At 66.8% G+C, this 22,460-nt stretch carries 20 protein-coding genes; 10 read left to right on the top strand and 10 right to left on the bottom strand.

Going from position 1 to position 22,460, the window contains the following annotated elements; translation table 11 throughout:
• Window positions 1–24: 24 nt before the first annotated feature.
• Window positions 25–1,560, bottom strand: coding sequence for a DNA recombination protein RmuC (rmuC, locus tag EZ304_RS20680; protein WP_099554177.1), 1,536 nt, complete (start codon window positions 1,558–1,560; stop codon window positions 25–27).
• 45 nt (window positions 1,561–1,605) lie between these two features.
• Here rmuC and EZ304_RS20675 point away from each other — a divergent pair, with 45 nt between their 5' ends.
• Window positions 1,606–2,211, top strand: a complete 606-nt coding sequence (locus EZ304_RS20675) for a glutathione S-transferase family protein (protein ID WP_099554175.1) — start codon at window positions 1,606–1,608, stop codon at window positions 2,209–2,211.
• 61 nt (window positions 2,212–2,272) lie between these two features.
• Here EZ304_RS20675 and EZ304_RS20670 read toward each other — a convergent pair whose 3' ends face one another.
• Window positions 2,273–3,280: a zinc-binding alcohol dehydrogenase family protein gene (locus tag EZ304_RS20670; protein ID WP_099554173.1), complete on the bottom strand. Its 1,008-nt coding sequence runs from the start codon at window positions 3,278–3,280 to the stop codon at window positions 2,273–2,275.
• Window positions 3,281–3,371: 91 nt separating this feature from the next.
• Between EZ304_RS20670 and EZ304_RS20665 the strand changes: the two genes are divergently transcribed.
• From EZ304_RS20665 to EZ304_RS20645, 5 genes are all read left to right on the top strand, one after another.
• Window positions 3,372–4,343 (top strand): LysR family transcriptional regulator, encoded by a 972-nt coding sequence (locus EZ304_RS20665; RefSeq protein WP_099554171.1) that lies wholly within the window; start codon window positions 3,372–3,374, stop codon window positions 4,341–4,343.
• A 14-nt stretch (window positions 4,344–4,357) separates the two neighbouring features.
• Entirely contained in the window at window positions 4,358–4,987 is a 630-nt protein-coding gene (leuE, locus tag EZ304_RS20660; protein ID WP_142808025.1) for a leucine efflux protein LeuE, read from the top strand.
• A complete protein-coding gene (locus tag EZ304_RS20655; RefSeq protein ID WP_111118523.1) occupies window positions 4,984–5,406 on the top strand; it encodes a hypothetical protein in 423 nt (140 codons plus the stop codon). Before leuE ends, EZ304_RS20655 begins: the two co-directional genes overlap by 4 nt.
• On the top strand, window positions 5,403–6,101 hold the full coding sequence (locus EZ304_RS20650) for a suppressor of fused domain protein (RefSeq protein WP_099554167.1): 699 nt from the start codon (window positions 5,403–5,405) through the stop codon (window positions 6,099–6,101). The genes EZ304_RS20655 and EZ304_RS20650 overlap by 4 nt, the downstream gene beginning before the upstream one ends.
• A 166-nt stretch (window positions 6,102–6,267) precedes the next feature.
• Window positions 6,268–7,695, top strand: coding sequence for an amino acid permease (locus EZ304_RS20645; RefSeq protein ID WP_099554166.1), 1,428 nt, complete (start codon window positions 6,268–6,270; stop codon window positions 7,693–7,695).
• Window positions 7,696–7,787: 92 nt separating this feature from the next.
• Here EZ304_RS20645 and EZ304_RS20640 read toward each other — a convergent pair whose 3' ends face one another.
• Complete coding sequence (locus EZ304_RS20640) at window positions 7,788–9,029, bottom strand: dipeptidase (RefSeq protein WP_142808024.1); 1,242 nt, start codon at window positions 9,027–9,029, stop codon at window positions 7,788–7,790.
• A gap of 154 nt (window positions 9,030–9,183) precedes the next feature.
• On the opposite strand from EZ304_RS20640, the gene EZ304_RS20635 reads away from it, so the two are divergent.
• Window positions 9,184–9,999, top strand: a complete 816-nt coding sequence (locus EZ304_RS20635) for a protein klaA (protein ID WP_099554162.1) — start codon at window positions 9,184–9,186, stop codon at window positions 9,997–9,999.
• Window positions 9,996–10,874 (top strand): hypothetical protein, encoded by an 879-nt coding sequence (locus tag EZ304_RS20630; RefSeq protein ID WP_142808023.1) that lies wholly within the window; start codon window positions 9,996–9,998, stop codon window positions 10,872–10,874. Before EZ304_RS20635 ends, EZ304_RS20630 begins: the two co-directional genes overlap by 4 nt.
• A 40-nt stretch (window positions 10,875–10,914) precedes the next feature.
• Here the strand turns inward: EZ304_RS20630 and EZ304_RS20625 are convergent, their stop codons facing one another.
• A complete protein-coding gene (locus EZ304_RS20625; RefSeq protein ID WP_010487449.1) occupies window positions 10,915–12,084 on the bottom strand; it encodes a class I SAM-dependent rRNA methyltransferase in 1,170 nt (389 codons plus the stop codon).
• Between the two features lie 302 nt (window positions 12,085–12,386).
• Between EZ304_RS20625 and EZ304_RS20620 the strand changes: the two genes are divergently transcribed.
• Window positions 12,387–13,349, top strand: coding sequence for a TerC family protein (locus tag EZ304_RS20620; protein WP_010487446.1), 963 nt, complete (start codon window positions 12,387–12,389; stop codon window positions 13,347–13,349).
• A gap of 106 nt (window positions 13,350–13,455) precedes the next feature.
• Window positions 13,456–14,226, top strand: a complete 771-nt coding sequence (locus tag EZ304_RS20615) for a rhomboid family intramembrane serine protease (protein WP_142808022.1) — start codon at window positions 13,456–13,458, stop codon at window positions 14,224–14,226.
• A gap of 157 nt (window positions 14,227–14,383) precedes the next feature.
• Here EZ304_RS20615 and EZ304_RS20610 read toward each other — a convergent pair whose 3' ends face one another.
• The 6 genes from EZ304_RS20610 to rpmH all read right to left on the bottom strand — a co-directional run bounded on the left by EZ304_RS20610 (window position 14,384) and on the right by rpmH (window position 22,269).
• Window positions 14,384–15,499 carry a glycerophosphodiester phosphodiesterase gene (locus EZ304_RS20610; RefSeq protein WP_099554156.1) on the bottom strand — a complete coding sequence of 372 codons (1,116 nt, stop codon included), beginning with the start codon at window positions 15,497–15,499 and terminating at the stop codon, window positions 14,384–14,386.
• Window positions 15,500–15,792: 293 nt separating this feature from the next.
• Entirely contained in the window at window positions 15,793–17,142 is a 1,350-nt protein-coding gene (gene mnmE, locus EZ304_RS20605; protein ID WP_142808021.1) for a tRNA uridine-5-carboxymethylaminomethyl(34) synthesis GTPase MnmE, read from the bottom strand.
• Window positions 17,143–17,145: 3 nt separating this feature from the next.
• Complete coding sequence (locus tag EZ304_RS20600; protein ID WP_099554152.1) at window positions 17,146–19,818, bottom strand: polysaccharide deacetylase family protein; 2,673 nt, start codon at window positions 19,816–19,818, stop codon at window positions 17,146–17,148.
• A 95-nt stretch (window positions 19,819–19,913) separates the two neighbouring features.
• Window positions 19,914–21,629: a membrane protein insertase YidC gene (gene yidC, locus EZ304_RS20595; RefSeq protein WP_099554150.1), complete on the bottom strand. Its 1,716-nt coding sequence runs from the start codon at window positions 21,627–21,629 to the stop codon at window positions 19,914–19,916.
• Window positions 21,629–22,123 carry a ribonuclease P protein component gene (rnpA, locus tag EZ304_RS20590; protein ID WP_021203275.1) on the bottom strand — a complete coding sequence of 165 codons (495 nt, stop codon included), beginning with the start codon at window positions 22,121–22,123 and terminating at the stop codon, window positions 21,629–21,631. The genes yidC and rnpA overlap by 1 nt, the downstream gene beginning before the upstream one ends.
• 5 nt (window positions 22,124–22,128) lie before the next feature.
• The gene (gene rpmH / locus EZ304_RS20585; RefSeq protein ID WP_005411729.1) at window positions 22,129–22,269 is read right to left on the bottom strand and encodes a 50S ribosomal protein L34; all 141 of its coding nucleotides are present in this window, start codon (window positions 22,267–22,269) and stop codon (window positions 22,129–22,131) included.
• Window positions 22,270–22,460 lie beyond the last annotated feature (191 nt).

Genomic DNA, 22,460 nt, shown 5'->3' with positions numbered 1-22,460 from the left:
ATGCAGGCGGCGTGTCAGCGTGGCTCAGGCCTCGTCGCCGTCACTGCCTTCCTCTGCTGGCAGCGCGTCCGGCAGCAACTGGCGGCTCTGCTCAACCGGCAGCGACTCGACATCCCTCAGCTTGCGGGCGATCGCGCGGGTGCGCACCCCGGTCTGGTCGATCTGCTTGCTGGCCTGGTCCAGCTTGGCCTTCACGTTGTCCAGCACATCGCCAAACTTGCCGAACTCGGTCTTCACCGCACCCAGCAGGCTCCACACCTCGCTGGACCGCTTCTCGATGGCCAGTGTGCGGAAACCCATCTGCAGGCTGTTGAGCAGTGCGGTGATCGTGGTTGGCCCAGCGACCACCACGCGGTGGTCACGCTGCAGCAGATCGACCAGGCCGGGGCGCCGGATCACCTCGGCATACAGGCCTTCGGTGGGCAGGAACATCACCGCGAAGTCGGTGGTGTGCGGCGGCACGATGTACTTCTCGCAGATCGACTTGGCCTGCACCTTCACCGCACGTTCCAGCTGCGTACCCTGCACGCGTACCAGTTCGGCGTCGCCCTGTTCCTGCGCGTCCAGCAGGCGCTCGTAGTCTTCGCGTGGGAACTTGGAGTCGATCGGCAGCCACACCGGCGTGTCATCGCTGCTGCGGCCCGGCAGGCGCACGGCGATATCGACCATCTCGCCACTATCCGGGCGTACCTTCACCCCGCGCGCGTACTGCTCCTGGATCAGGGTCTGCTCGAGGATGTTCTCCAGCTGTACTTCACCCCAGCTGCCGCGCGTCTTGACGTTGGTCAGCACGCGCTTGAGGTCACCCACGCCGGTGGCCAGCTGCTGCATCTCGCCGAGGCCACGCTGCACCTGTTCCAGACGCTCCGAGACCAACTTGAAGGACTGGCCCAGGCGTGTTTCCAGAGTGGACTGCAGCTTTTCATCCACCGTCACGCGCATCTGTTCCAGCTTCTGCGCATTGTCGCTCTGCAGCGCGCGCAGCTGTTCTTCCAGCGTCGTGCGCATCTCGGCGATGCGCTGCTCGTTGCGCTGCGTCAGTTCCTGCAGGCGCAGGCCAAGGCTTTCGGTCAGCCGCTGCTGCGACTGCGCGCCCTCCTCGCGGCCCTTGCGTGCATCGTCCACCAGGGTCTGGCGCAGCGCGCCGAGCTGGGTATCGGTACGCCCGGTGAGCTCCTGCAGCTGCTGGCCAAACGCATGGATGCGCGCTTCCTGCTGCTGGCCGAAGGTCTCCAGCTGGCTGCGCAGTTCCTGCAGCCGCTGTCCCATCAACGCCGCGCCCCGCTGCTGGCTCTCGGCCGCTTCGGCGCGCGCCTTGCGGGCATCTTCGCCCAGTGCTTCGCGCAGCAGGTCCAGGCGCTGGTCGGTGCGGGTGGACAGATCGGTCAGCGCGCGGGCGAAGCCATCGAGCTGTTCGCGCAGCTCGCTGCGCCCGGCGCGCGCCTCCTCACGCACCGCCTGTTCCAGGCGGTCGTGCGGCGGGCGGCGCAGCAGGGCCACAAGCTGCAGGATGAGCACGGCCAATAGAAGGCCGCCAATGAGCAGATATTCGGTTTGCATGGGGCAAGTGTAGGCTGGCAGAGTCTCAGCTGCTGCGCCGGAACCATGCTCTCTCTTTACGGAAAGCCCACCTCCATCAATGTGCGCAAGGTGCTGTGGCTGTGCGCAGGGCTGGATCTGTCCCTGCACCATGAGCCTGCGCCACCGGCGGACCTGCTGGCCGCACTGAACCCCAACCGGCAGGTGCCGGTGCTGCGTGATGGCGACTTCGTGCTGTGGGAGTCCAACAGCATCTGCCGCTACCTGGCCGTACGCGCTGGCCGTGATGACCTGCTGCCCGGTACGGCGCAAGGCCGCGCCCCGGTCGAGCAGTGGATGGACTGGCAGGCCAGCGACCTCAACAGCGCCTGGCGGCACGTGTTCATGGCGCGCGTGCGCCAGCATCCGGACTACCCGGACGATGCCCGCGCCGAGGCCAGCCTGGCGCAGTGGAACCGGCTGATGGGTGTGCTTGATGCACAGCTTTCCGCCACCGATGCCTACGCGGCGGGCAGCACCTTCACCCTCGCCGACATCGTGCTTGGCCTGTCGACCCAACGCTGGCGCAGCACACCGGGGCGCAGGCCCGCACTGGCACACGTAGAGGCCTGGTTCGAGCGCTTGCGCCAGCAGCCGGGTTTCGCCGACCACGTCGACAACGGCGTGGCCTGAAGCAGGGGTCAGATCCCTTTGGGAAAGGGATCTGACCCCAAGGGCGCGGGAACAACCAGCCTTACCAGCCTTCCAGCACGATCTTGCCCTTGGCGCGGTGGCTCTCCAGCAGCGCATGCGCGCGCCGCAGGTTGGCCGCGTCGATGCGCCCGAAGTGCTCGCCCAGGGTGGTCTGCAGCACGCCGGCGTCGATCAGCTCGGCCACCCGGCCCAGCAGGTCGTGCTGGCGCTGCATGTCCGCGGTCTTGTACAGCGGGCGGGTGAACATCGATTCCCAGTGCAGCGACAGCGCCTTGCGCTTGAGCGCCATCACATCCACCTGGCCCGGATCGTCGATCAGGCCGAACTGGCCCTGCGGCGCCAGCAGCTCGACGATCTGCGCGTAGTGCTGGTCGGAATGGGTCAGGCTGGCCACATGCTGCACCTCGCTGATGCCCAGCCGTGCCAGGCCTTCGGCCAGCGGCTGGCTGTGGTCGATCACGTGGTGCGCGCCCATCGCATACACCCAGTCCTGGGTGTCCGGGCGCGATGCGGTGCCGATCACCGTCAGTTTCGTCAGCTTCCGCGCCAGCTGCACCAGGATCGAGCCGACGCCACCGGCGGCCCCGATCACCAGCAGGGTCTGGCCCTCGCCACCGCCTTCGGGAATACGCAGGCGGTCGAACAGCAGCTCCCAGGCGGTGATCGCGGTCAGCGGCAGCGCGGCGGCAGCCGCATCATCAAGGCTGGCCGGCTTGCGGCCGACGCTGCGCTCGTCCACCAGCTGGTATTCGGCATTGCTGCCCGGCCGGTCGATCACGCCGGCGTAGTAGACCGCATCGCCGGGCTGGAACAGGGTCACTTCGCTACCCACGGCGTCGACGATGCCGACCGCGTCCCAGCCCAGCACGCGCGGTCCATCGGTGGCCACGCCACGACGGACCTTGGTGTCGACCGGGTTCACCGCCACCGCACGCACCGCCACCCGCAGGTCGCGTGGGCCGGGCTGCGGCAGTTCCAGTTCGATATCGATCAGGGCCCGGGTGTCGTCGATCGGCAGGCCGGCGTGGGTGTAGGCAATGGCGCGCATGGCAGCGGTCCAGTGGGGAAGGAGTGCACAGGTTGCGCCGCGCACGGTCGCTCAGAAAGGCGCAGAATCGGGCAGCACTTTCACTCCGGCAATGAAGATGATCCGCTTCGATGACCTGCAGTTGTTCGTCCGCACGGCCGCACTGGGCAGCTTCTCGCAGGCGGCCCGCGAGGCCGATCTGTTACCCGGCCAGGTCGCTGCTGCCGTGGCGCGGCTGGAACGCGAGCTGGACCTGCGCCTGTTCGTGCGTACCACCCGCAGCCTGCGCATGACCGGCGAGGGCGCGCTGTACCTGCCGTATGCGCAGGAGGTGCTGGCTACCCTGCGCGAAGGGCGGGCCCGCGTGCAGGGCGAGGACGCCGAACTGCATGGCACGCTGCAGCTGTCGGCGCCGTCGGACTTCGGTCGCAACCTGCTGCTGCCGTGGCTGACTGCGTTCCGAGCCGCCCATCCACGGCTGCGCCTGCACCTGCGGCTGTCCGATGAAGTGGCCGACGTGTTCCGCGATCCGGTCGATGTGGCGATCCGCATCGGCCACTTCGACGACGCCAACTACGTGGCCCTGCCCCTGCTCGAAGGCAACCGCCGTGTACTCGCGGCCTCGCCCGATTACCTGCAGCGACGGGGCACGCCGGTGCGCCTGGACGAACTGCGCGAGCACGATTGCCTAGTCTACCAGCTCAGTGGCCGCGCCTATGATCGCTGGTCGTTCGAGGTCGACGGGCGCCGCACCGTGATCCCGGTGCGCGGCCCGCTGGTCTGCGACGACGCCGACGTGGTGCGCCGCTGGGCGGTGGCGGGCGAGGGCATCACCTACAAATCCTGGCTGGACCTGCGCGAAGACGTGCTGGCCGGGCGCCTGCAGCTGCTGCTCGACGGCGTCGGCAGCCACATTCCACTGCAGCTGGTGTGCCCGCATCGCAAGCAGTTCTCGCCGGCGGTGCGGCAGCTGCACGCGCAGCTGCGCCAGCACCTGCAACCGCTGCTGTCTGGCATGCCCGATGGACTCGCCGGCCCCCTGTCGCCCGCCCCGGTGCTGGCCGACAATGGCGGCCCCCCGTAAGAGAGAACACCGCCATGCCGTGGATGGGCATCCAGGACCTGTGGACCTTTCTGGTCGCCGTGCTGGTGTTTCTCGCCCTGCCCGGTCCCGGCACCTTCACCCTGCTGACCGCCACCGGCCGAGGCGGCGTGCGCGGTGGCTACACGGCACTGGCCGGCCTGCTGGTCGGTGACCAGATCCTGATGTGGCTGGCGCTGGCCGGCGTGGCTGCGCTGCTGAAAGCCAACCCGCTGGTGTTCCACGCCGTGCAGTACCTGGGTGCGGCCTACCTGGTGTGGATGGGCATCAGCCTGCTGCGTACGCCGAAGCACGAGGGCGGTGATGCTGGCCCGATCCGCATGCAGCCGGGCCGCTATTTCCAGCAGGCAATCCTGGTCAGCCTGCTCAATCCGAAGGCGATCCTGTTCTACATGGCCTTCCTGCCGCTGTTCATCGATCCCAAGGCACACCAGGGCATTGCCACCTTCGCGGCGCTGGCCGGGATCATCCTGGTGGTCAGCATTGCGTACTGCTCGATGCTGATCGGCGTGGGCAACCTGGCCCGCCGCCGGTTGATCCAGCATCCGCGCATCAGCGATGCGCTGCGCCGGGTGGCCGGCCTGTTCCTGGTGGGATTCGGCATCCGGTTGGGGTTGAATGGATGAAGGCCTGGCTGGCAGCCGCGGTCGCACTCCTGCTCGCCGGCACCGCCTCTGGCACCACCGTGCAGGACCATCGCTGCCTGAGCGGCGGTCGCAATGACAGCATCCACCTGGAATGGCGCTGGCTGGAGGACGGCCGGGCCGATGTGCGCTACGCCGGGCAGCGCGAGCGCCTGCCCCTGCACCGGATCTCGATGGAGACCACGGTGCTGGCCGAAGATCGCCCGTACCAGTTCGACAGCGTCTGGGAAGAACGCATCGACGGGCGCCTCAACGGCCGCTACCTGCTGAGCACGCAGGGTGCCCTGGTGCTGGATCTGCGTTACGAACGCGCCCGCGATGGCCGCAGCACCACCTTCCACGACGACCCCGAAGCCTGGCAGGAAGACGGCTGTCGCTGGCCCGGCAGGGTGGCTGAGTGAGCACCATCGACGACGACACCCTGCTGGAGCGCAGCTGGGAGTATCGGGAGGAGACGCTGTACCGGCGGTTGTTCGGCGATACCGGACCGGGGATCTACCCCCTCGACATGGATCTGCTGCGCAACGTCTTCAAGCAGGAGCAGATCGACCCGCGCTGGCTGCATGTCGGTGTCAATGCGTGCCCTCCGCACGGTGATCGACGGCACTGGATCTATGTCAGCACCGGCCTGTCCAACCCCTGGGAAGGGCGGCACGAAGATGGAGATTCGGGGTGGGGCATCGAACTGATGCTTGAGACGCAGGAAGAAGCGACGTGGGCGCTGACCACCTTGCGCTGGTTCACCGCGTACCACCTGCTGCTGTGCCACTCACGCATGCCCGGCAATCCGTTGACGCCATGGGACCGGCTGAAGCTGGGGGGGCCGGTGGATCACGCAGGGAGCATGCTGCAGGCGGCCGTCTTCGTGCCGTCACTGCATTTTCCGGGACCCCAGCAATTGCCATCGGGACGATTCGACTTCCTGCAGCTGCTGCCGTTGACCCTGGACGAGCACGCGTTCGGCCGCGCGCATGGCTTCGAAGTGCTGGTGGCCCAGTTGAGAACCCAAGGTGCGGCGCCGGTGGTCGATCCGCAGCGGGTCAGCATCGATCTGGCCCCTGCTCTCGTACTTCAATCGCCTCCGGGCTCGCCTTGAGGGATCGAATCATTTCGAATCCTGCCAGCGTTTGTGCCGATTCCGGCAGCCTGGCCGGGGGGCAGCGCGCGCCCCGCCATGCATGACCCCCATCAGTGGTAATGCTGCGCTGCGTTCGGTCACACTCGGGAACTTGTCGTTCTTAGTCACCCCTTCCGAGGCCTGCATGTCCCTGTTCCGGCGCAAGTCCCTAGATTCCGTCACCGTCCACGAAGCCGGCAGGCGTCTGATCCCGACGCTCAGCTGGCCGCACCTGATCGCGCTGGGTATTGGCGCCATCGTCGGTACCGGCATCTACACACTGATCGGCGTCGGTGCCAACCTGGCCGGCCCGGCCGTACTGATCTCCTTCGCCATTGCCGGTGCGGTCTGCGCCTGCGCGGCACTGTCCTACGCCGAGCTGTCGACGATGATGCCGGCCGCCGGCAGTGCCTACACTTACAGCTACAGTGCGCTGGGCGAAGTATTCGCCTGGGTGGTGGGCTGGAGCCTGATCCTGGAGTACTCGCTGGTGGTGAGTACGGTGGCGGTGGGCTGGTCCGGCTACTTCGTCGGCTTCCTCGAATGGGTCCACACCCAGTTCGGCTGGAACGTGCACCTGCCGGCCTGGCTTGCCGCCGGCCCGCACGTGGAAGGCGGCATGATCAACCTGCCGGCGATCATCATCACCTGGCTGGTGGCAGGCATGCTGATGGCCGGCACCAAGGAAAGCGCCACCCTCAACGCCATCCTGGTGGTGTTCAAGCTGATCGCGCTGGCCATCTTCGTGGCCGTGGCCCTGCCCGCCTTCGACAGCAACAACCTGCAGCCGTTCATGCCGTATGGCTTCGCCAAGTCGATGGGCCCTGATGGCGTCGAGCACGGCGTGATGGCGGCAGCGGCGATCATCTTCTTCGCCTTCTACGGCTTCGATGCGATCTCCACCGCCGCCGAGGAAACCAAGAACCCGGGCCGCGACCTGTCAATCGGCATCATCGGTTCGATGATCGGCTGCACCATCGTCTACGTGCTGGTGGCGCTGGCCGCCGTGGGTGCGATGAGCTACGCCGTGTTCGGCCACAGCGCTGAGCCGCTGGCCCTGATCATGCGTCAGCTGGGCCATCCGACCGCGGCGATGGTGATCGGCGTGATCGCGATCATCGCCCTGCCGACGGTGCTGCTGGCCTTCCTGTACGGCCAGAGCCGCATCTTCTTCGTGATGAGCCGCGACGGCCTGCTGCCGCGTGGCCTGTCCAAGGTCAACGCACGCACCGGCACGCCAGTGGCGACCACGCTGTTCACCGCGGTGGTTGTGTCGGCGCTGGCCGGTGTGGCGCGCCTGGACGAGATCGCGGCGCTGGCCAATGCCGGTACCCTGGCCGCGTTCACTGCCGTGGGCATCTGCCTGGTGGTGCTGCGCCTGCGCGAGCCGAACCGAGAGCGCACGTTCCGCACGCCGCTGGCCTTCGTGGTCGGCCCGCTGGCCGCGCTGGGCTGCATCTACCTGTTCCTCAGCCTGCCGCACAGCACCCAGCTGTACTTCCTGCTGTGGAACGTGGTCGGCCTGGTGCTGTACTTCCTGTACAGCCGCCGCCACGCGTTGATCGCGAAATAACCGGTTCATCGGTGGTGCCGGCCGCTGGCCGGCAACTTGCATCCTGTTGATACGGGCAATGCCGGCCAGAGGCCGGCACGACCGCAGGGCGGTCAACCGCCCTGCTTTGCGGCGTAATCCTGCGCCCTGCGCATCACCCGCAACAGGTTGCCGCCCCAGATGCCGGCGATCTGCTGCTCGGTGTAACCCTTGCGCAGCAGCCACGCGGTGATCTTCGGCAGCTGGCTGACATCGGGCAGGTCACTCAGGCCACCGCCGCCATCCCAGTCCAGGCCGATGCCCACATGTTCCGGGCCGACCACCTTGAGGATGTGCTCGAAGTGGGCGAAGAAGTCGTCCAGGCTGGCGTGGCGCACCGGGTGCTCGTGGTCCAGCGCCTGTTCGGCTTTCAGCAGAGCAACCCCCTGCTCGATGCCCATGCCTTCCCAGCCGCCCAGCTGCTTGCTCAGCGCTTCCTCGGCCTGCTTGCGCTCGGGCGTCTTGGCAGTGTCGATCAGGTAGCCGCCATAGGCGTTCACCTGGATCACGCCACCGGCCTTGGCCAGCTTGCGCAACCGCGCATCATCCAGGTTGCGCGGGTGGTCGTAGACGGCCTTGGCCGAGCTGTGCGAGAGCACGAACGGCACCGGCATCATCGCCACCAGGTCATCGAACACCGCGTCCGATGCATGCGACTGGTCGATCACGATGCCCAGTTTCACCGCCTGCCGCACCAGCTCCTTGCCGGCCGGGCTCAGGCCTTTCCATTCCGCGCCCTTGGGGTCGGTAGCCGAATCGGCGAACTCGTTGTTCGCGAAGTGCACGGTGCTGAGCAGGCGCAGGCCGGCGCGGTGGTAGAACGACAACAGGCTCGGGTCGGCCACCAGCGGGCTGGCGTTTTCCATGCTGATGTAGACCACGCGCTTGCCGGCGGCCTTGATCCGCGCGGCATCATCGGCGGTCAGCGCCAGTGCGAAGCGCTCGGGATTGGCGGCCAGCATTTCGCGGATTTCCATCAGGCGCTGCAGGCCGTGGTCGCGTTCGGCAAGATGGGCGGCGGCGGTGCGGTCGCCCTGGTCGGTATAGATCGCCCAGAAACCGCCGTCCAGCGCGCCTTCGACCATGCGCGGGTAATCGACCTGCGAAAGGGCATTGCGGTCGTGGCGTTGCTCGATGTCGAAACCGGTACGGCCGAAATTGGCCGGCGTATCCAGATGGCTGTCGAGGGTGACCAGGCGCTGCTGCAGTGCCTTGGCGCGGGCCAGTTCCTGCGCGCTGAACTCGATGGCATGGGCAGACAACGGCGCGCACAGCGCCAGGGTAAGCAACAGAGACAGGCGACACAGCGATGGCATGGACGCTCACCGGCAAGGAGAAGAACCCGACCATAGCGCTGTGTCGGCAACCTCCGGTAGTGCCGGGTGACCCTGCGCACTCCATTACACTCGGCGGCAGCCGCTATCGATGACGGCAACCCACCGGCTGCGTCGCCCCTGAAACGGAATTCCGATGTCCCATTCCGCCCCGCCCCCCCTTCCTACCGCTCACCCTGCACCTGAGGGTGCGCCGCTCAGCGTCGAACAGCTCAAGCGCGATGTACTGCCGGTCCTGTTCGCCGGGCGCATCGACATCGGTCGCTATGGCCCCGCCGAACTGGCCAACGCCAGCGCGGAGCCTGCCTGGCAGGATGGCAGCGCCCACGCGCTGGCCAGAGCATTGGCCGGTCTGGTCAGCCGCCTTGCCGAACACGACCCCAATGCTCTGCTGGAACGTGCCAGCTGGTGGGATCGGTTCACCGGCGCCGATATCGAGCGGCGGCTTCGCCGGCGCATCGCGCTGGGCGGCAACGGCGACGTGCTGTCCGAGGTCGAGCACCAGGCCGCAGCGGTGCGCAGCAGCGTCGACCGCTTGAATGCGCAACTCGATGAGCATGATGCGCAGGGTGCACGCCTGCAGATCTACATCGATGCGGGGGTGCAGTTCCTGCAGGAACTGCCAGCGGACAATGGCGCCGTGGACGATCCGCTGGTGCTGGACCGCCCCGTGGAACGCCTGCAGCGGCGCGTGGCCAATCTGACCGCGCTGCTGGCCAGCCACTCGATCAGCCGCATCCAGGTGCAGCTGGCACGCAACCACGCCATTGAACTGCTCGACCGCTACTGCGAGACCGTGCAGATCCTTGTGCCGATCTGGCGCCAGACCATCCAGGCGCTGCAGAACAGCGACAACGCCAGCCCGCAGATGGTCGCGCGTGCGGCACAGGCCCAGGACCAGCTGAAACAGGCCCTGCAGCAGCTGCTTCGTGCTTCCGGAGAACCCGCATGATCACGTCCCGGCCCGATCCACTGAAGGTGCCAGCAGAGCTGCAGCAGCGGGTCGAAGCGGTTTCCGGCCTGCGCGCGCTGTATCGCCGGGGTTCGTTCGCACGCACCGTGGGCCTGGCCTGTTTCGCGGTGCTGCCGGCCGCTGCGCTGTTGTCCATGATCTTCCTGCAGGGCCTGACCGGCAGCCCGCCCTCGGCGCACGTTCCGGCCGGCTACGGCAATGACCCGTCCACAATCACCCTGCTGCTGTCTGCCAGCCTGTGCTTCGCTGGCGGCATGCTGGTCTGGATGGGGTTCGGCCTGCGCAGGGTGCTGCTCAATCGCGGTGTACGCCACTTCACCTTCTCGTTCGTGATCGGCGGCTCCATGCTGGTCGTCCTGATGGCTGGCAACGGAATCGTCAGTCCCGACTTCAGCCGGGCCGACGTCGGCGATGGCACGAAGCTCGACAGCACGCAGCTCGGCAAGCTCATCGACAGCCCCGGATTCACCGCGCTGAGCCCGCAATGGCAGGGTTACCTGCAGGCGCAGCACTCGCTTGCAAGGACCAGCACCCCCTTGAACGACACCGGCCTGGCCATCGCCCGCGGCGAGGACATCGGTATCGCGGTGCCCGATGTCATCCGTGCGCGCCTTGAAGCCAAAGCCAAGGTTCCCTATTCGGCGCGCAGCCAGGCGTGGCTGCATGCCCATTGGCTGCGCATGGACGTGTTGCACGTCATCGGCATGGCGATCGCCTGGTCACTGCTGCTGCTTGTCATCGCCGGCATCGGCCTGACCACCCTGGGCTACCACGTGCGCGGCCGGGCCCGGGTGATCAACGGCCTGCTGCAGCAACTTCAGCCACCGCCCCCGCAGGCCAGCGCACAACCGTGAGGTGCTGCCGGCCAGCGACCGGCAACACCGAAGCCTTGGATCAATCCACCACGCGGCAGAACACGGCCTTCAGGTAACGCGATTCCTGCACGTGGGCCATGAACGGGTGGTCCGGACCAGCGCCGGCCACCTTCAGGATCTGGATCGTGCGGCCGGAGAAATAGGCCGCGCGGCGCAGCATGTCGAGGAACTGGTCCTCGGCCACCAGGCCGGTGCAGGAGAACGTGGCGAACAGGCCACCGGGCTTGACCACGCCCAGCGCCAGCTTGTTCATGTCCAGGTACTTCTTCAGCGCGGTGATCACCTGGTCGCGGTCGCGGGTCATCTTCGCCGGATCCAGGATCACCACGTCGTACTGCTCGCCGCGGTTGGCGGCATCACGCAGCCACGGGAAGATGTCGGACTGGACGAACTTCGGACGCACGTTGTTCAGGCGCGAATTGCCCTTGGCGATCTGGATGACGTCTTCATCGATGTCGATGCCGACCACTTCCGAAGCACCACGCGCAGCCGCATACACGGCGAAACCGCCGGTGTTGCAGCACAGGTCCAGCACGCTCTTGCCTTCCACCTGCTGACTCAGCCACTCGCGGTTCTCGCGCTGGTCGGCGAAGAAGCCGGTCTTGTGCGCACCGGCCGGGTCGGCGCGGAACTTGATGCCGTACTCGGTGATCACCGACGCTTCGGTGGTGGTGTTGCCGTGGAAGTCGAAACTTTCCTGCTTCTGCACGTGCTCGTCGGCGAAGCTGTGGAAGCGGCAACCCGGGAACTGCTCGCGCAGGGCGTCATAGATCCACTCGCGATGGCGGAACATGCCGGCGGCGAAGAACTCGACCACCACCAGGTCGCCGTAGCGGTCGACCACCAGCCCGGACAGGCCGTCGCCTTCGCTGTGCACCACGCGCCAGGCGTCGGACACCGCGTCCAGCTTCAGCACCTCACGGCGCAGCGACACCGCCTGGGCGATCTTGCGCGAGAACCAGCCGGCATCGACCGGTACGTTCTGGTCGGTTTCGAGGATGCGCACGGCAATGCGCGAGTGCCCGTTGTAGAACCCGCGGCCAATGAACTCGCCATCGATGCCGACCACGTCGACGATGGAACCGGGCTTGGGCCGGACGGTCGGCTTCTCGACCAGTTTCTGGAAGATCCACGGGTGGCTGGAACGCCACGCATTCTTGAGGCGGACAATCGGAAGGGGGGTATTCATCCACCTATTGTAAACCGGGCACCGGGGTCAGATCCCCGAAGGGGCTCCGACCCCGCCGCCGCCCATTTGACGGCGGCCCGGCCAGACGGCAGAATCGGCGCCAGAAGGGGAGTAGCTCCCAGACGTTGTCGCCGTCATTTCGAGCCCGCAGGCTCCGGTGCAACGGCAGTTCCAGCCGACTGGAACTGCGAGCGAGACCTTCGCCGTACTGGCGAAGCTCTGTCCCTGGATCCCCCTCCCGATCCTCCGTTGCAGATCCTCGCCGTCCGGCCTGGCATTCATCTTTCCAACGGACATTCCCAATGCAGACGATCGGTAACGTGTGGTTGTGGGGCGGCTTCGCAGCGGTGGTGGTCATCGCCCTGCTGGTCGACCTCGTGTTGATGCGCCATGGTGGACCGCACAAGGTCACCTTCAAGGAGGCCCTGTGGTGGTCCATCGGCTGGGTCGCGCTGGCCCTGCTGTTCAATGCGGGCCTCTGGTACTACCTGAATGAGACCGCGGGCCAGGTGGTGGCCAACAAGGTCGGCCTCGAGTTCCTGACCGGCTACCTGGTCGAGAAGGCGCTGGCGGTCGACAACATCTTTGTCTTCCTGATGATCATGAGCTACTTCGCGGTGCCCGAGGAACAGCGCCAGAAGGTGCTGATCATCGGCATCCTGGGTGCGATCGTGCTGCGTACGATCATGATCTTCGCTGGCAGCGTGCTGATCAGCCAGTTCCATTGGCTGCTCTACGTGTTCGGCGCCTTCCTGCTCTTCACCGGCTGGAAGATGTGGTTCGCCGCTGGCCAGGAGCCTGATCTGGAAACCAACCCGGCGCTGCGCTGGATGCGCAAGCACCTGCGCCTGCTGCCGGATTACGCCGGCAACGCGTTGAGCGTGAAGCGCGACGGCGTGCGCTGGTTCACCCCGCTGTTCGCGGTGCTGATCCTGATCGCGGTCACCGACGTGATCTTCGCGGTGGACAGCATCCCGGCAATCTTCGCAATCACCACCGACCCGTTCATCGTGCTCACCTCCAACGTGTTCGCGGTGCTGGGCCTGCGTGCGATGTTCTTCCTGCTGGCCGGCATGGCCGACCGCTTCCACCTGCTGCCGTACGGTCTGGCGCTGGTGCTGGGCTTCATCGGCATCAAGATGATGATCATCGACCTGTTCAAGATCCCGACCCCGGTGTCGCTGGGCGTGGTCGCAGTGATCATCGCCGCCACCGTGGTGCTGAGCCTGAAGTACCCGCCGAAGGAAGGCGAAGGCCAGGCCTGAGCCTGACCCGTTGAACGGCGCGGCCGGCGGGATTGTCCCGCCGGCCGTTTCCACTCTCCCGCAGCGGTGGCCTTGGTTTCGCGCCAGTCACCGCCATTGCTGAGGTATGGACAACAACGCGCCCCTGCCCGCCGGCGACGTGCCGGCCCCCCGCAATGACCGCTCGCGCATCCTGCGGGCGTTCAATGTCAGCCTGGCCGCCGTGCTGGCGCTGGTGGCCGTGTTCGCCCTGCAGGGCACGTTCGACTGGCGACCGTGGGCGGTCGCGCCGCTGGAAGCCAAGGGCCTGCTTGGCCTGATCGGCGGCCCGATGCTGCATGCCTCGGTCGAGCACATCGTCGCCAACAGCATCGCGATCCTGATCCTCGGCACGCTGGCCGGCAGCGTCTACCCGAAAGCCACCGTGCGCGCCCTGCCCCTGCTGTGGCTGGGCTCGGGCATAGGCGCGTGGATGCTGGGCAATCCGGGCAGCGTGCACCTGGGCGCCAGCGGCGTGACCCATGGCCTGATGTTCCTGCTGGCCAGCCTGGGCCTGCTGCGCCGCGACCGTGCAGCGATTGCCACCGGCCTGATCGGCATGCTGTTCTACGGCGGCATGCTGATGACCATCCTGCCGCACGCCGACGGCGTGTCCTGGCAGTCACACATGGGCGGCGCCTTCGCCGGCATCATCGCCGCGCTGCTGTTCCGCAACGCCGACCCGCTGCCGCCGCGCCAACGCTACAGCTGGGAAGACGAAGAGGACGAGGTCGAGCCGCTGGCCGACGACGAGCTGGAGCCGCCATCTCCGCAGCGCGTGCCGGTGCTGTGGCAGCCGCGCGAAGGCCAGGACTACGTGGTGATCCCGTTCCGCCGGCCGGACGAGCCGCGCAGCTGAGGTGACGGTAGTGCCGGCCGCTGGCCGGCAACCTCATGACCCGGTAGTGGCCGACCTTGGTCGGCGCGGTTGTTGTGTGCCAACCAAGGTTGGCACCTGCCAGAGCACACCGGCACCCCGGGTAGCGCCGGGCCATGCCCGGCCGCATTGACGCCGGTCAGTCCGCCGCGTTGCCCGCCGCGCCCATTCCATCCACCGCCTGCCGGCCCAGCGCCGGGTCATCGGTGAAGAACGCATCGATGCCGGTGGCCAGATAGGCACGCATCTCGGCAATCGAGCCCTCGGCATTGCGCGCGTTGTCGGCGCCCTTGCGCAGGTTGCTGGCCTGGAAGTGGTTCTCCGGGCGGAAGGTGTACGGAATCACCATCAGGCCAGCCGCATGCGCATCGCGCACCAGTGTGGTCGGCGTGCCCAGCGCGCCCTTGTCATCCAGCGGAATGATCGAACGCAGCTCCGGGCCGATGCTGTCGGCGTAGCTGGCGATGTCCTTCAAGCTGGCCGGGGTCATCATCTGCGCGTAGGTCAGCTTGCCACCGGCTTTGGCGATGTCGGCTGGCTGGGTGTCGCCCTTCCACAGCAGCTGCAGCAGGCGGATGTTGCTGCCGCGCGGAATCTTGCCGCGCAGGTAGCGCAGATTGGCGGTCTCGAACGACTGGATGGTGACCGGGCCAACGTTGGTATAGGCATTGCCACGCAGTGCGGCCAGCAGCTTGTCTTCCATCGGCAGGCCGATGGACTGGAAGTAGGTCGGGTGCTTGATCTCCGGGACCAGGCCGATGCCACGGTTGGCGCGCCCGGCCTGCTGCACCAGGAAGGCCAGGATCTCGTCCAGGCTGGCGATACGGAACTGGCCGTCGTAGGCGGTGCTGCGCAGTTCCGGCAGGCGCTCACGGGCGTACAGGGTCTTCAGCTCTGCCAGGGTGAAGTCTTCGGTGAACCAGCCGTCGACCTTCTGACCGTCGATCACCTTGCTGGTGCGGCGGCTGGCGAACTCCGGATGCGAGGCGACGTCGGTGGTACCGCCGATCTCGTTCTCGTGGCGGGCCACCATCACCCCGTCCCTGGTCATCACCAGGTCCGGTTCGATGTAGTCGGCGCCATCGGCGATGGCCTGTGCATAGGCCGCCAGGGTGTGCTCGGGCAACAGTGCGCTTGCCCCGCGATGGCCGTAGACCGACACCTTGGGTGCGGCCGGGGTGGAGGATTCAGCACTCATGGCCACCGATGGTGCCACGGCCAGCGACAACAGCAACGCACAACCCCACGACTTCACTGCGACTTCCCCAAGCGGTATGTGATGGGCGTCAGTATGCGGCGGGAATGTGACAGGTGGGGGACCCCATGGATTCGGTAGTCGCCGACCTTGGTCGGCGCTCTGCCAGCCGGCGTCCATGGCCCCGGACGCACTGTGCCAACCAAGGTTGGCACCTACCTGAGCGAGGGTTGGCACCTACCCGAGCGTGAGCCGCGCGGTTGATCGATGACGGGGTCAGAGCCCCTTCGGAGATCTGATCCCGAGCAGCTCGTTCGGCTGGGTTGCCGGCCAGCGGCCGGCACTACCAAGGCTTACTTGCCGATGCAGAAACTGGAGAAGATCCTGCCCAGCAGGTCATCGGCACTCATCTGGCCGGTGATCTCGCCCAGCGCGTCATGTGCCAGCCGCAGTTCTTCGGCGGCCAGTTCCAGGTGTTCGTGCGCAAGCTCGCCATCGGCGCGCTGTGCGTGTTCCTGTGCGCGTTCGATCGCATCCACGTGGCGGGTGCGCGCGGAGAACTCGCCATCCACCTGCTCCCCTGCCCCGGCCGAGGCGATGCTGCGCAGGCGCGCGTGCAGGTCGTCCAGCCCGGCGCCGGTGGCGGCCGAAACGAACACACGGTCCGGGTCATCCAGCGCGGGCAACGTATCCAGCAGGTCCGACTTGTTGTGGATGTAGACCTTGTGCGGCACCGCCGCCACGGCCTGCCCCAGCGCAGCCTCACCGGCCGCCGGATCGCACGCATCCAGGACGATCAGTGCCAGATCGGTGCGCTCGATCTCCACGTGGGCGCGGCGCATGCCTTCACGTTCGATGGCGTCGCCGCCGTCGCGCAGTCCCGCGGTGTCGACCAGGGTCAGTTCCAGGCCATCCAGGCGGATGGTCTCGCGCAGGGTGTCGCGGGTGGTGCCCGCGATATCGGTGACGATGGCGCGTTCGCTGCCGGCCAGCGCGTTCAGCAGTGAGCTCTTGCCTGCATTGGGTGGACCGATAAGCACCGCGTGCAGGCCATCGCGCAGGCGACGGCCACGTTCGGCGTCGCGGCGCAGCAGGGCCAGATCGCTGCGCGCCTGTTCCAGCCCGAGGCGCACCTGCGCACCACCGAGCGTATCCAGCGGTTCGTCGGCAAAGTCGATGGCCGCTTCCACATGGATGCGAAGCAGCACCAGCTGCTCGGCCACGGCGTCGATGCGCCGTGAGAACACGCCATCCAGCGAACGGCGAGCGGCGCGTGCGGCGCGGTTGTCGCCGGCGGCGATCAGGTCGGCGATGGCCTCGGCCTGGGCCAGGTCGAGCTTGCCGTTGAGGAACGCGCGTTCGCTGAACTCGCCCGGCCGTGCCTGGCGCGCGCCCAGCGCGATGCAGCGCGCAACCAGTTGCTGCAGCAGCACCGGACTGCCATGGCCCTGCAGTTCCACCACCTCTTCGCCGGTGAAGCTGTTCGGCGCCGGGAACCACAGCACGATGCCATCGTCGATCACCTCATCGTCGGCATCGCGCAGGCGTGCGTAGTGCGCATGGCGCGGGCGCAGCGCGGGCGCACCCAGCGCGTTGGCGATGGCCGCAGCGCGCGGGCCGGACAGGCGCAGCAGGCCGACGCCACCGGCACCGGGTGCGCTGGCGATGGCGACGATGGTGTCAGTGCGAAAGGTATCGTCCATCGCTCAGAGTTTCTCCAGCTGCGCGCGCGCCTGTGCAGCACCGCTGCCCTGCGGCTGCAGCGCCAGGTAGGTGGTGTAGGCCTGCTTCGCCTTGGCCCTGTCGCCCGCGTTGAAGTAGGCGTCGCCCAGGTTGAGATAGGCCACGGCACGCGAGGGGTCGATCTTCAGCGTGTTCTCCAGCCAGCGTGCGGCTTCAGCGTAACGCTGCTGGCGGTAGTAGACGAATCCGAGGTTGTTGGCAGCCTGGGCGAAGTCCGGGCGCAGCTTCAGCGCCTCGGTGAACTGCGCCACCGCCTCGTCGTACTGCTTTTCGCGGTACAGCTGCAGGCCACGGTCATTGGCCTGCTGCGCGCGCTGGCGATCCGACGCCGGGCCGGCAGTGGGCACCACAAGCTTGGCCTTGCCACCCTGCAGGTCGGCCACCGTCACCGGCGCCTGGCTGCCCTTGGCTTCGCTGGCGGCTTCGACCTTGTTGTTCAGTGCGATCGCATCGGCGGTCAGCTGGCGCGTATCGGCATTGAGGAACTCCTGGCTGTCCGGCACCTGGAACACGAACTCCCCGCCCTGCGAACCGGGCAGGCTGCCGAAGGCCGGCGTCTGGTGCGAAACGGCCGAGACGGCCGGCGCCACGTAGGCGGCCAGTTCGGTACCCGTGATCAGGCCATCGCCGTTGAGGTCGCCCTTGCCGGCCAGCGCCTGCAGCAGCACCCACGTAAACACCGAATGGCCATTGGGACCGGCGTCGGCGACCTGCTGGTCGGCGCCGCCGGCTGTCAGCATCTGGCGTGCGCTGCGGCGTGCGTTCTCGCGCAGGAACGACGACGACGCCGGGCCGCCACGGGTCAGGCCCAGGCCGCTGTAGCAGGCATCCATCACGAACATCACATGCTTGGCCTGCATGCTCTCGGCGATGTTCTGGATGTCGGTCATCGCAATGGCGTCGGTGGCAAATTCCTTCGGGTCCGAATCGACCGGAATGATGTAGCCAAGGTCGCGTCCGGAGGCGAGCTGGCGGGTGGCACCATGGCCGGCGAAGAACACGAACACGCGATCGTTCTTTCCGGTGCGGTCATCGGCCAGGCGGTCGTGGAAGGCGGCCAGGATGTTGTTGCGGGTGGCCTGCTCGTTCTTCAGCACGATCACCTGCGAGGACGGGAAACCAAACTGCCCGGTCAGCGTGTCGGCCACCGCCTGCGCGTCATGGCTGGCGTACTCCAGCTTCGGCCACTTGGCGTAGTTGTCGATGCCGACCACGATCGCCCACGACTTCTCGTAGCCAGTGGTGACGGTGGCGGCACCGGTGTCGCCCTTGCGCGCGCGGGCAACGGTGAAGTCGCGGCCGTTCCAGCCTGCGAACTGGTAGCCATCGGCAATCAGGCGGTCGAGGATCTGCGGCAGCGCCTTCACCGCACGATCGTGGATGTCGTGGAACAGGATGATGCCGCGCTGTTCCTTGTTCACCTGGTCGAGCACGCGCTGCACGATCGACTCCGGGACCGGGTCGGCCCAGTCCATCGAGTCGATGTTCCACATGATCGATTTCAGCCCGGCCTCGTTGAGCAGCTGCAGGCCTTCGGCGTTGCGCGCGCCATAGGGGAAGCGGAACAGCGGTGCACGCTTGCTGTCGACATCCTTCAGCAGCGTGTCGGTGTCCAGCACCTGCTGGCGCAGCGCATCACCGGTGGTGCGCGAGAGCTGGGCGTGGGTCAGGCTGTGGTTGCCCACCGCATAGCCCTCCTCCATCAGATTGCGACTGATCTTCGCCATCGGGCCGAGACTGACCTTGCCATCGGCTTCCACCTTGCCCAGGTTGCGGCCCACTTCGAAGAACACTCCCGGCACGTCGTAGCGCTTGAGGATGGCCACCACTTCATCGGTATAGGCCTTGTGCGGGCCATCGTCGAAGGTCAGCACCACGGTCTTGGCCGGCAGGTCGCGGCCGAAGATCTCGCGGTCACTGTCCTTCATCGACATCGGGTACGGCTCGATCACGCCGTAGTCGCGCAGGATCGCTTCGCGGTTGTAGTCCTTGTGCAGGTGGGCGATGTAGTCCTCCCACTTCTCGCGCTTGAGCTCGATGGCACGGGTGCGTTCGAAGCGGCTGAAGATGCGGGTCAGTTCCTGGTTGTAGTTGCGTTCGATCTCATCGAGCGCTTCCAGGTCCTCGCCGATGCGCTGGTGCAGCTTCACCGCCGGCAGCGAAGAGTCGGTGCCGACGCGCTCATGCAGATCGCGCAGCACTTCGCGGAAAGCCAGGCGGTCGGCGTCGAACAGTTCCGGCGCCGACTCGATGTAGTCCAGCACGGTGCCGAGGGTGGCGAAGCGCTGGGGGCTGGAACCACGCAGCAGCGTATCGAACTGTGCGGCGATCGCCGTGCGCTGTTCCAGCCCATCGTGGAACAGCTGCTGGCCCACGCGCGTGGAGGTACCACGGTCGGCGGCCGACTGCTGTTCCTCGTCGGCCAGCAGCACGATGATCCGGCGGTAGCCGTCGAGCTGCTTCTGCAACGCAGCCAGCAACGGTGCAGCGGCCGGATCGGCAGCAGCAGCCGCCTGCGCGCTGGGCTGGGTGACGGTGGTCGCCGGTGCCTTCGCGTCCTTGTCACCACAGCCGGCAACGACCAGGGTGAGCAGCAGCGAAGGCAGGAACAGGCGGAACGACGACGCACGCGGCATGGCGGACTCGGAAGTGGGAGGAACGGTGTCCGGGGAATTCTAACGCCGCATGCGAAAAGCCCGCCTTGCGGCGGGCTTTTGCGGGTCGGTCGGGATTATTTCTTCTTGACCGGAGCCGGGGCGGTGGTGGCCGGGACCGGCTCGCCGCCATGGCGCTTGGTCATCCACCACTGCTGCAGCAGGCCCAGGCCGCCGTTGACCACCCAGTACAGGACCAGGCCGGACGGCATGAAGGCCATCATGACGCCGAACACCAGCGGCATGAACTGCATCATCTTCTGCTGCATCGGGTCCATGCCCGGTGCCGGGGTGAGCTTCTGGGTGAACCACATCACCGCCACGTTGATCACCGGCAGGATGAAGTACGGGTCGCGTGCGGTCAGGTCCTGGATCCAGCCCAGCCACGGCGCCTGGCGCAGTTCGACCGACTCGACCAGCACCCAGTACAGGGCGAAGAAGATCGGCATCTGGATGAGGATCGGCAGGCAGCCGCCCATCGGATTGATCTTTTCCTTCTTGTACAGCTCCATCATCGCGGTCTGGAACTTCTGGCGGTCATCGCCGTAGCGTTCCTTCAACTGCGCGATGCGCGGCTGGAAGCGACGCATCTTGGCGCCGCTCTTGTACTGCACGGCCGACAGCGGGTACAGCACCAGCTTCAGCAGCACCACCAGGCCGACAATCGCCCAGCCCCAGTTGCCGACCAGCTTGTGCACCTGGTTCAGCACCCAGAACAGGCCCTGGCCGATCACCGCCATCATCGAGAAGCGGCTGTAGTCGACCACGCGGTCCAGGCCCGGCACGTCTTCCTTGGCGATCAGGTTGACCAGCTTCGGGCCAACCCACAGGCGGGCTTCGGTGCTGGTGGACTGGCCCGGGGCCACGGTGAAGGCCGGGCCACGCGCTTCGATCAGGTCACGACCGGCCACCTGCGACAGCACGTAGTGCGCGGTCTGGTCCTTCTGCGGGATCCAGGCGGTGAAGAAGTGGTGCTGCAGCATCGCCAGCCAGCCACCGGTGATGTTCTGGTTCAGCGTGCCGTCTTCCAGGTAGTCCTTGAACGCACGACGCTGGTACTTCTTGTCGTTGTCGTACCAGGTGGCACCGTTGAAACTGAACGAATCCGGGTTGGTCATGCTCCGCGACAGGATGGTCGGGGTGCGGTCCAGGGTGCGGTAGACGTAGCCGTTCCACGGGGCGGCGCCAGCGTTGCTGACTTCGTCCTTGAAGCGCACGGCGTACTCGTTGCGCGAGACGGTCAGGGTGCGCTTGATGGTCACGCCGTTGTCGGCGGTCCACACGAACGGGATCTGCAGCTCGTTCTGGCCCTTGGCCAGCACGAAGTCCTTGGTGTCGCCGACCAGCTTGAAGCCGTCGGCACCCGGCACCGGGGTGTTCTTGTCTTCGCTGGCCCAGCCGCTGATCGCGCTGTACGGGTGCGCGGGGTCTTCGGTCAGCAGGCGGACCGGCGGGCTGCCTTCGTCCTTGGTCTGCGGGAACTGCAGCAGCTCGGCGTCCAGCACGCGGCCGCCGTCGAGCACCAGGCGCAGCACGTCGGTGGTGACGGTCACGCGCTGGCTGGCCGGGGTGGCGCTGGCCTGGGCCTGCACGGCAGCCTGGCCCGGGGCGCCCGGCACCTGGGCACTGGGGATGGCGCCCGGGGTCGCGCCCGGAACACTCTGTGCGGCGGCCGGGGCCGACGTGGTCGTCGGTGCCGGGGTCGGAGCAGCCTTTTCACGGCTCCACTCCATCCACAGCAGCACGGCCACCATCAGCCAGGCAAAAATGAGGAATACGCGGGTCTGGTTCATCAGCGGACAGGCTCGGCGGGGCCGGGACGCGATGCCGGCTCGGTCAAAGAAGGAGTTGCGATGCCATCAGGCGGCGGCATTGTGCCGTCCACGCCCGGCGTGGGCAATGCACGCAGGCGACGCAGCAGGCGCAGGAAGGCCTGGCGGATCTCGTCGTTGCTGGCGGAACGCGCAGCACTACGAGCCACGACGACAAAGTCGCCTGGCTGGATGTCGGTACGTGTCTGACGCAGGATGTCGCGCAGGACGCGCTTGATCCGGTTACGCCCGACGGCGTTCGGATCAACCTTGCGGGAAACCGCCAGACCCAGCCTGGCCGGCCGGTCAGCCGGCAGCCAGTGCAGGGTCATCAGCGGATCGGACACACGGCGGGCGCCGTTGAAGACCGTTGAATATTCGGCACGCGTGCGAACCCGCGCAGAGCGAGGGAATCGCTTGCGCGGGTCTGCAGTATTCACTGTCGAAGGGATTGCGTCTGCCGCGATGTGCGGCATGGCAATCAGGCGCTCAGGACTTTGCGGCCCTTGGCGCGGCGACGCGACAGGATCTTGCGGCCGTCAGCGGTCTTCATACGGGCACGGAAGCCGTGGTCGCGCTTACGCTTGAGGTTGCTGGGCTGGTAGGTGCGCTTCGTGGCCATTGGGGGCCTCTCGTATGAATGGGACGGAAAGAACCGGAAATTCTAGAGAGGTACCCCGGCCCAAGTCAACCCCTGGCAGCTACGCGAATTCACTGGGCTGTGCAATAGCTGTGGATGTTTTTGTGAATAAGTAGGGGACAAGCATTCCGAAGGCGGGCGCTCGGTGGTAGTCTGAGCCATCCATTTCCCCC

Source organism: Stenotrophomonas maltophilia (assembly GCF_006974125.1).
In the GTDB taxonomy this organism is placed as follows: Bacteria; Pseudomonadota; Gammaproteobacteria; order Xanthomonadales; family Xanthomonadaceae; genus Stenotrophomonas; species Stenotrophomonas maltophilia_O.
The sequence above is the reverse complement of the archived record's forward strand: the minus strand, read 5'-3'. Positions and strand labels throughout refer to the sequence as shown.

Bases quoted from the DNA above. Each gene is read 5' to 3' on its own strand.
- EZ304_RS20615 (WP_142808022.1), top strand. From the start codon at position 13,456: ATGGACAACAACGCGCCCCTGCCCGCCGGCGACGTGCCGGCCCCCCGC.
- mnmE (WP_142808021.1), bottom strand. From the start codon at position 17,142: ATGGACGATACCTTTCGCACTGACACCATCGTCGCCATCGCCAGCGCA.
- rnpA (WP_021203275.1), bottom strand. From the start codon at position 22,123: ATGCCGCACATCGCGGCAGACGCAATCCCTTCGACAGTGAATACTGCA.
- leuE (WP_142808025.1), top strand. From the start codon at position 4,358: ATGCCGTGGATGGGCATCCAGGACCTGTGGACCTTTCTGGTCGCCGTG.
- rmuC (WP_099554177.1), bottom strand. From the start codon at position 1,560: ATGCAAACCGAATATCTGCTCATTGGCGGCCTTCTATTGGCCGTGCTC.
- yidC (WP_099554150.1), bottom strand. From the start codon at position 21,629: ATGAACCAGACCCGCGTATTCCTCATTTTTGCCTGGCTGATGGTGGCC.
- EZ304_RS20645 (WP_099554166.1), top strand. From the start codon at position 6,268: ATGTCCCTGTTCCGGCGCAAGTCCCTAGATTCCGTCACCGTCCACGAA.
- EZ304_RS20640 (WP_142808024.1), bottom strand. From the start codon at position 9,029: ATGCCATCGCTGTGTCGCCTGTCTCTGTTGCTTACCCTGGCGCTGTGC.
- EZ304_RS20600 (WP_099554152.1), bottom strand. From the start codon at position 19,818: ATGCCGCGTGCGTCGTCGTTCCGCCTGTTCCTGCCTTCGCTGCTGCTC.
- EZ304_RS20630 (WP_142808023.1), top strand. From the start codon at position 9,996: ATGATCACGTCCCGGCCCGATCCACTGAAGGTGCCAGCAGAGCTGCAG.
- EZ304_RS20670 (WP_099554173.1), bottom strand. From the start codon at position 3,280: ATGCGCGCCATTGCCTACACCCACGCCGGCCTGCCGATCGACGACACC.
- EZ304_RS20620 (WP_010487446.1), top strand. From the start codon at position 12,387: ATGCAGACGATCGGTAACGTGTGGTTGTGGGGCGGCTTCGCAGCGGTG.
- EZ304_RS20625 (WP_010487449.1), bottom strand. From the start codon at position 12,084: ATGAATACCCCCCTTCCGATTGTCCGCCTCAAGAATGCGTGGCGTTCC.
- EZ304_RS20665 (WP_099554171.1), top strand. From the start codon at position 3,372: ATGAAGATGATCCGCTTCGATGACCTGCAGTTGTTCGTCCGCACGGCC.
- rpmH (WP_005411729.1), bottom strand. From the start codon at position 22,269: ATGGCCACGAAGCGCACCTACCAGCCCAGCAACCTCAAGCGTAAGCGC.
- EZ304_RS20675 (WP_099554175.1), top strand. From the start codon at position 1,606: ATGCTCTCTCTTTACGGAAAGCCCACCTCCATCAATGTGCGCAAGGTG.
- EZ304_RS20655 (WP_111118523.1), top strand. From the start codon at position 4,984: ATGAAGGCCTGGCTGGCAGCCGCGGTCGCACTCCTGCTCGCCGGCACC.
- EZ304_RS20635 (WP_099554162.1), top strand. From the start codon at position 9,184: ATGTCCCATTCCGCCCCGCCCCCCCTTCCTACCGCTCACCCTGCACCT.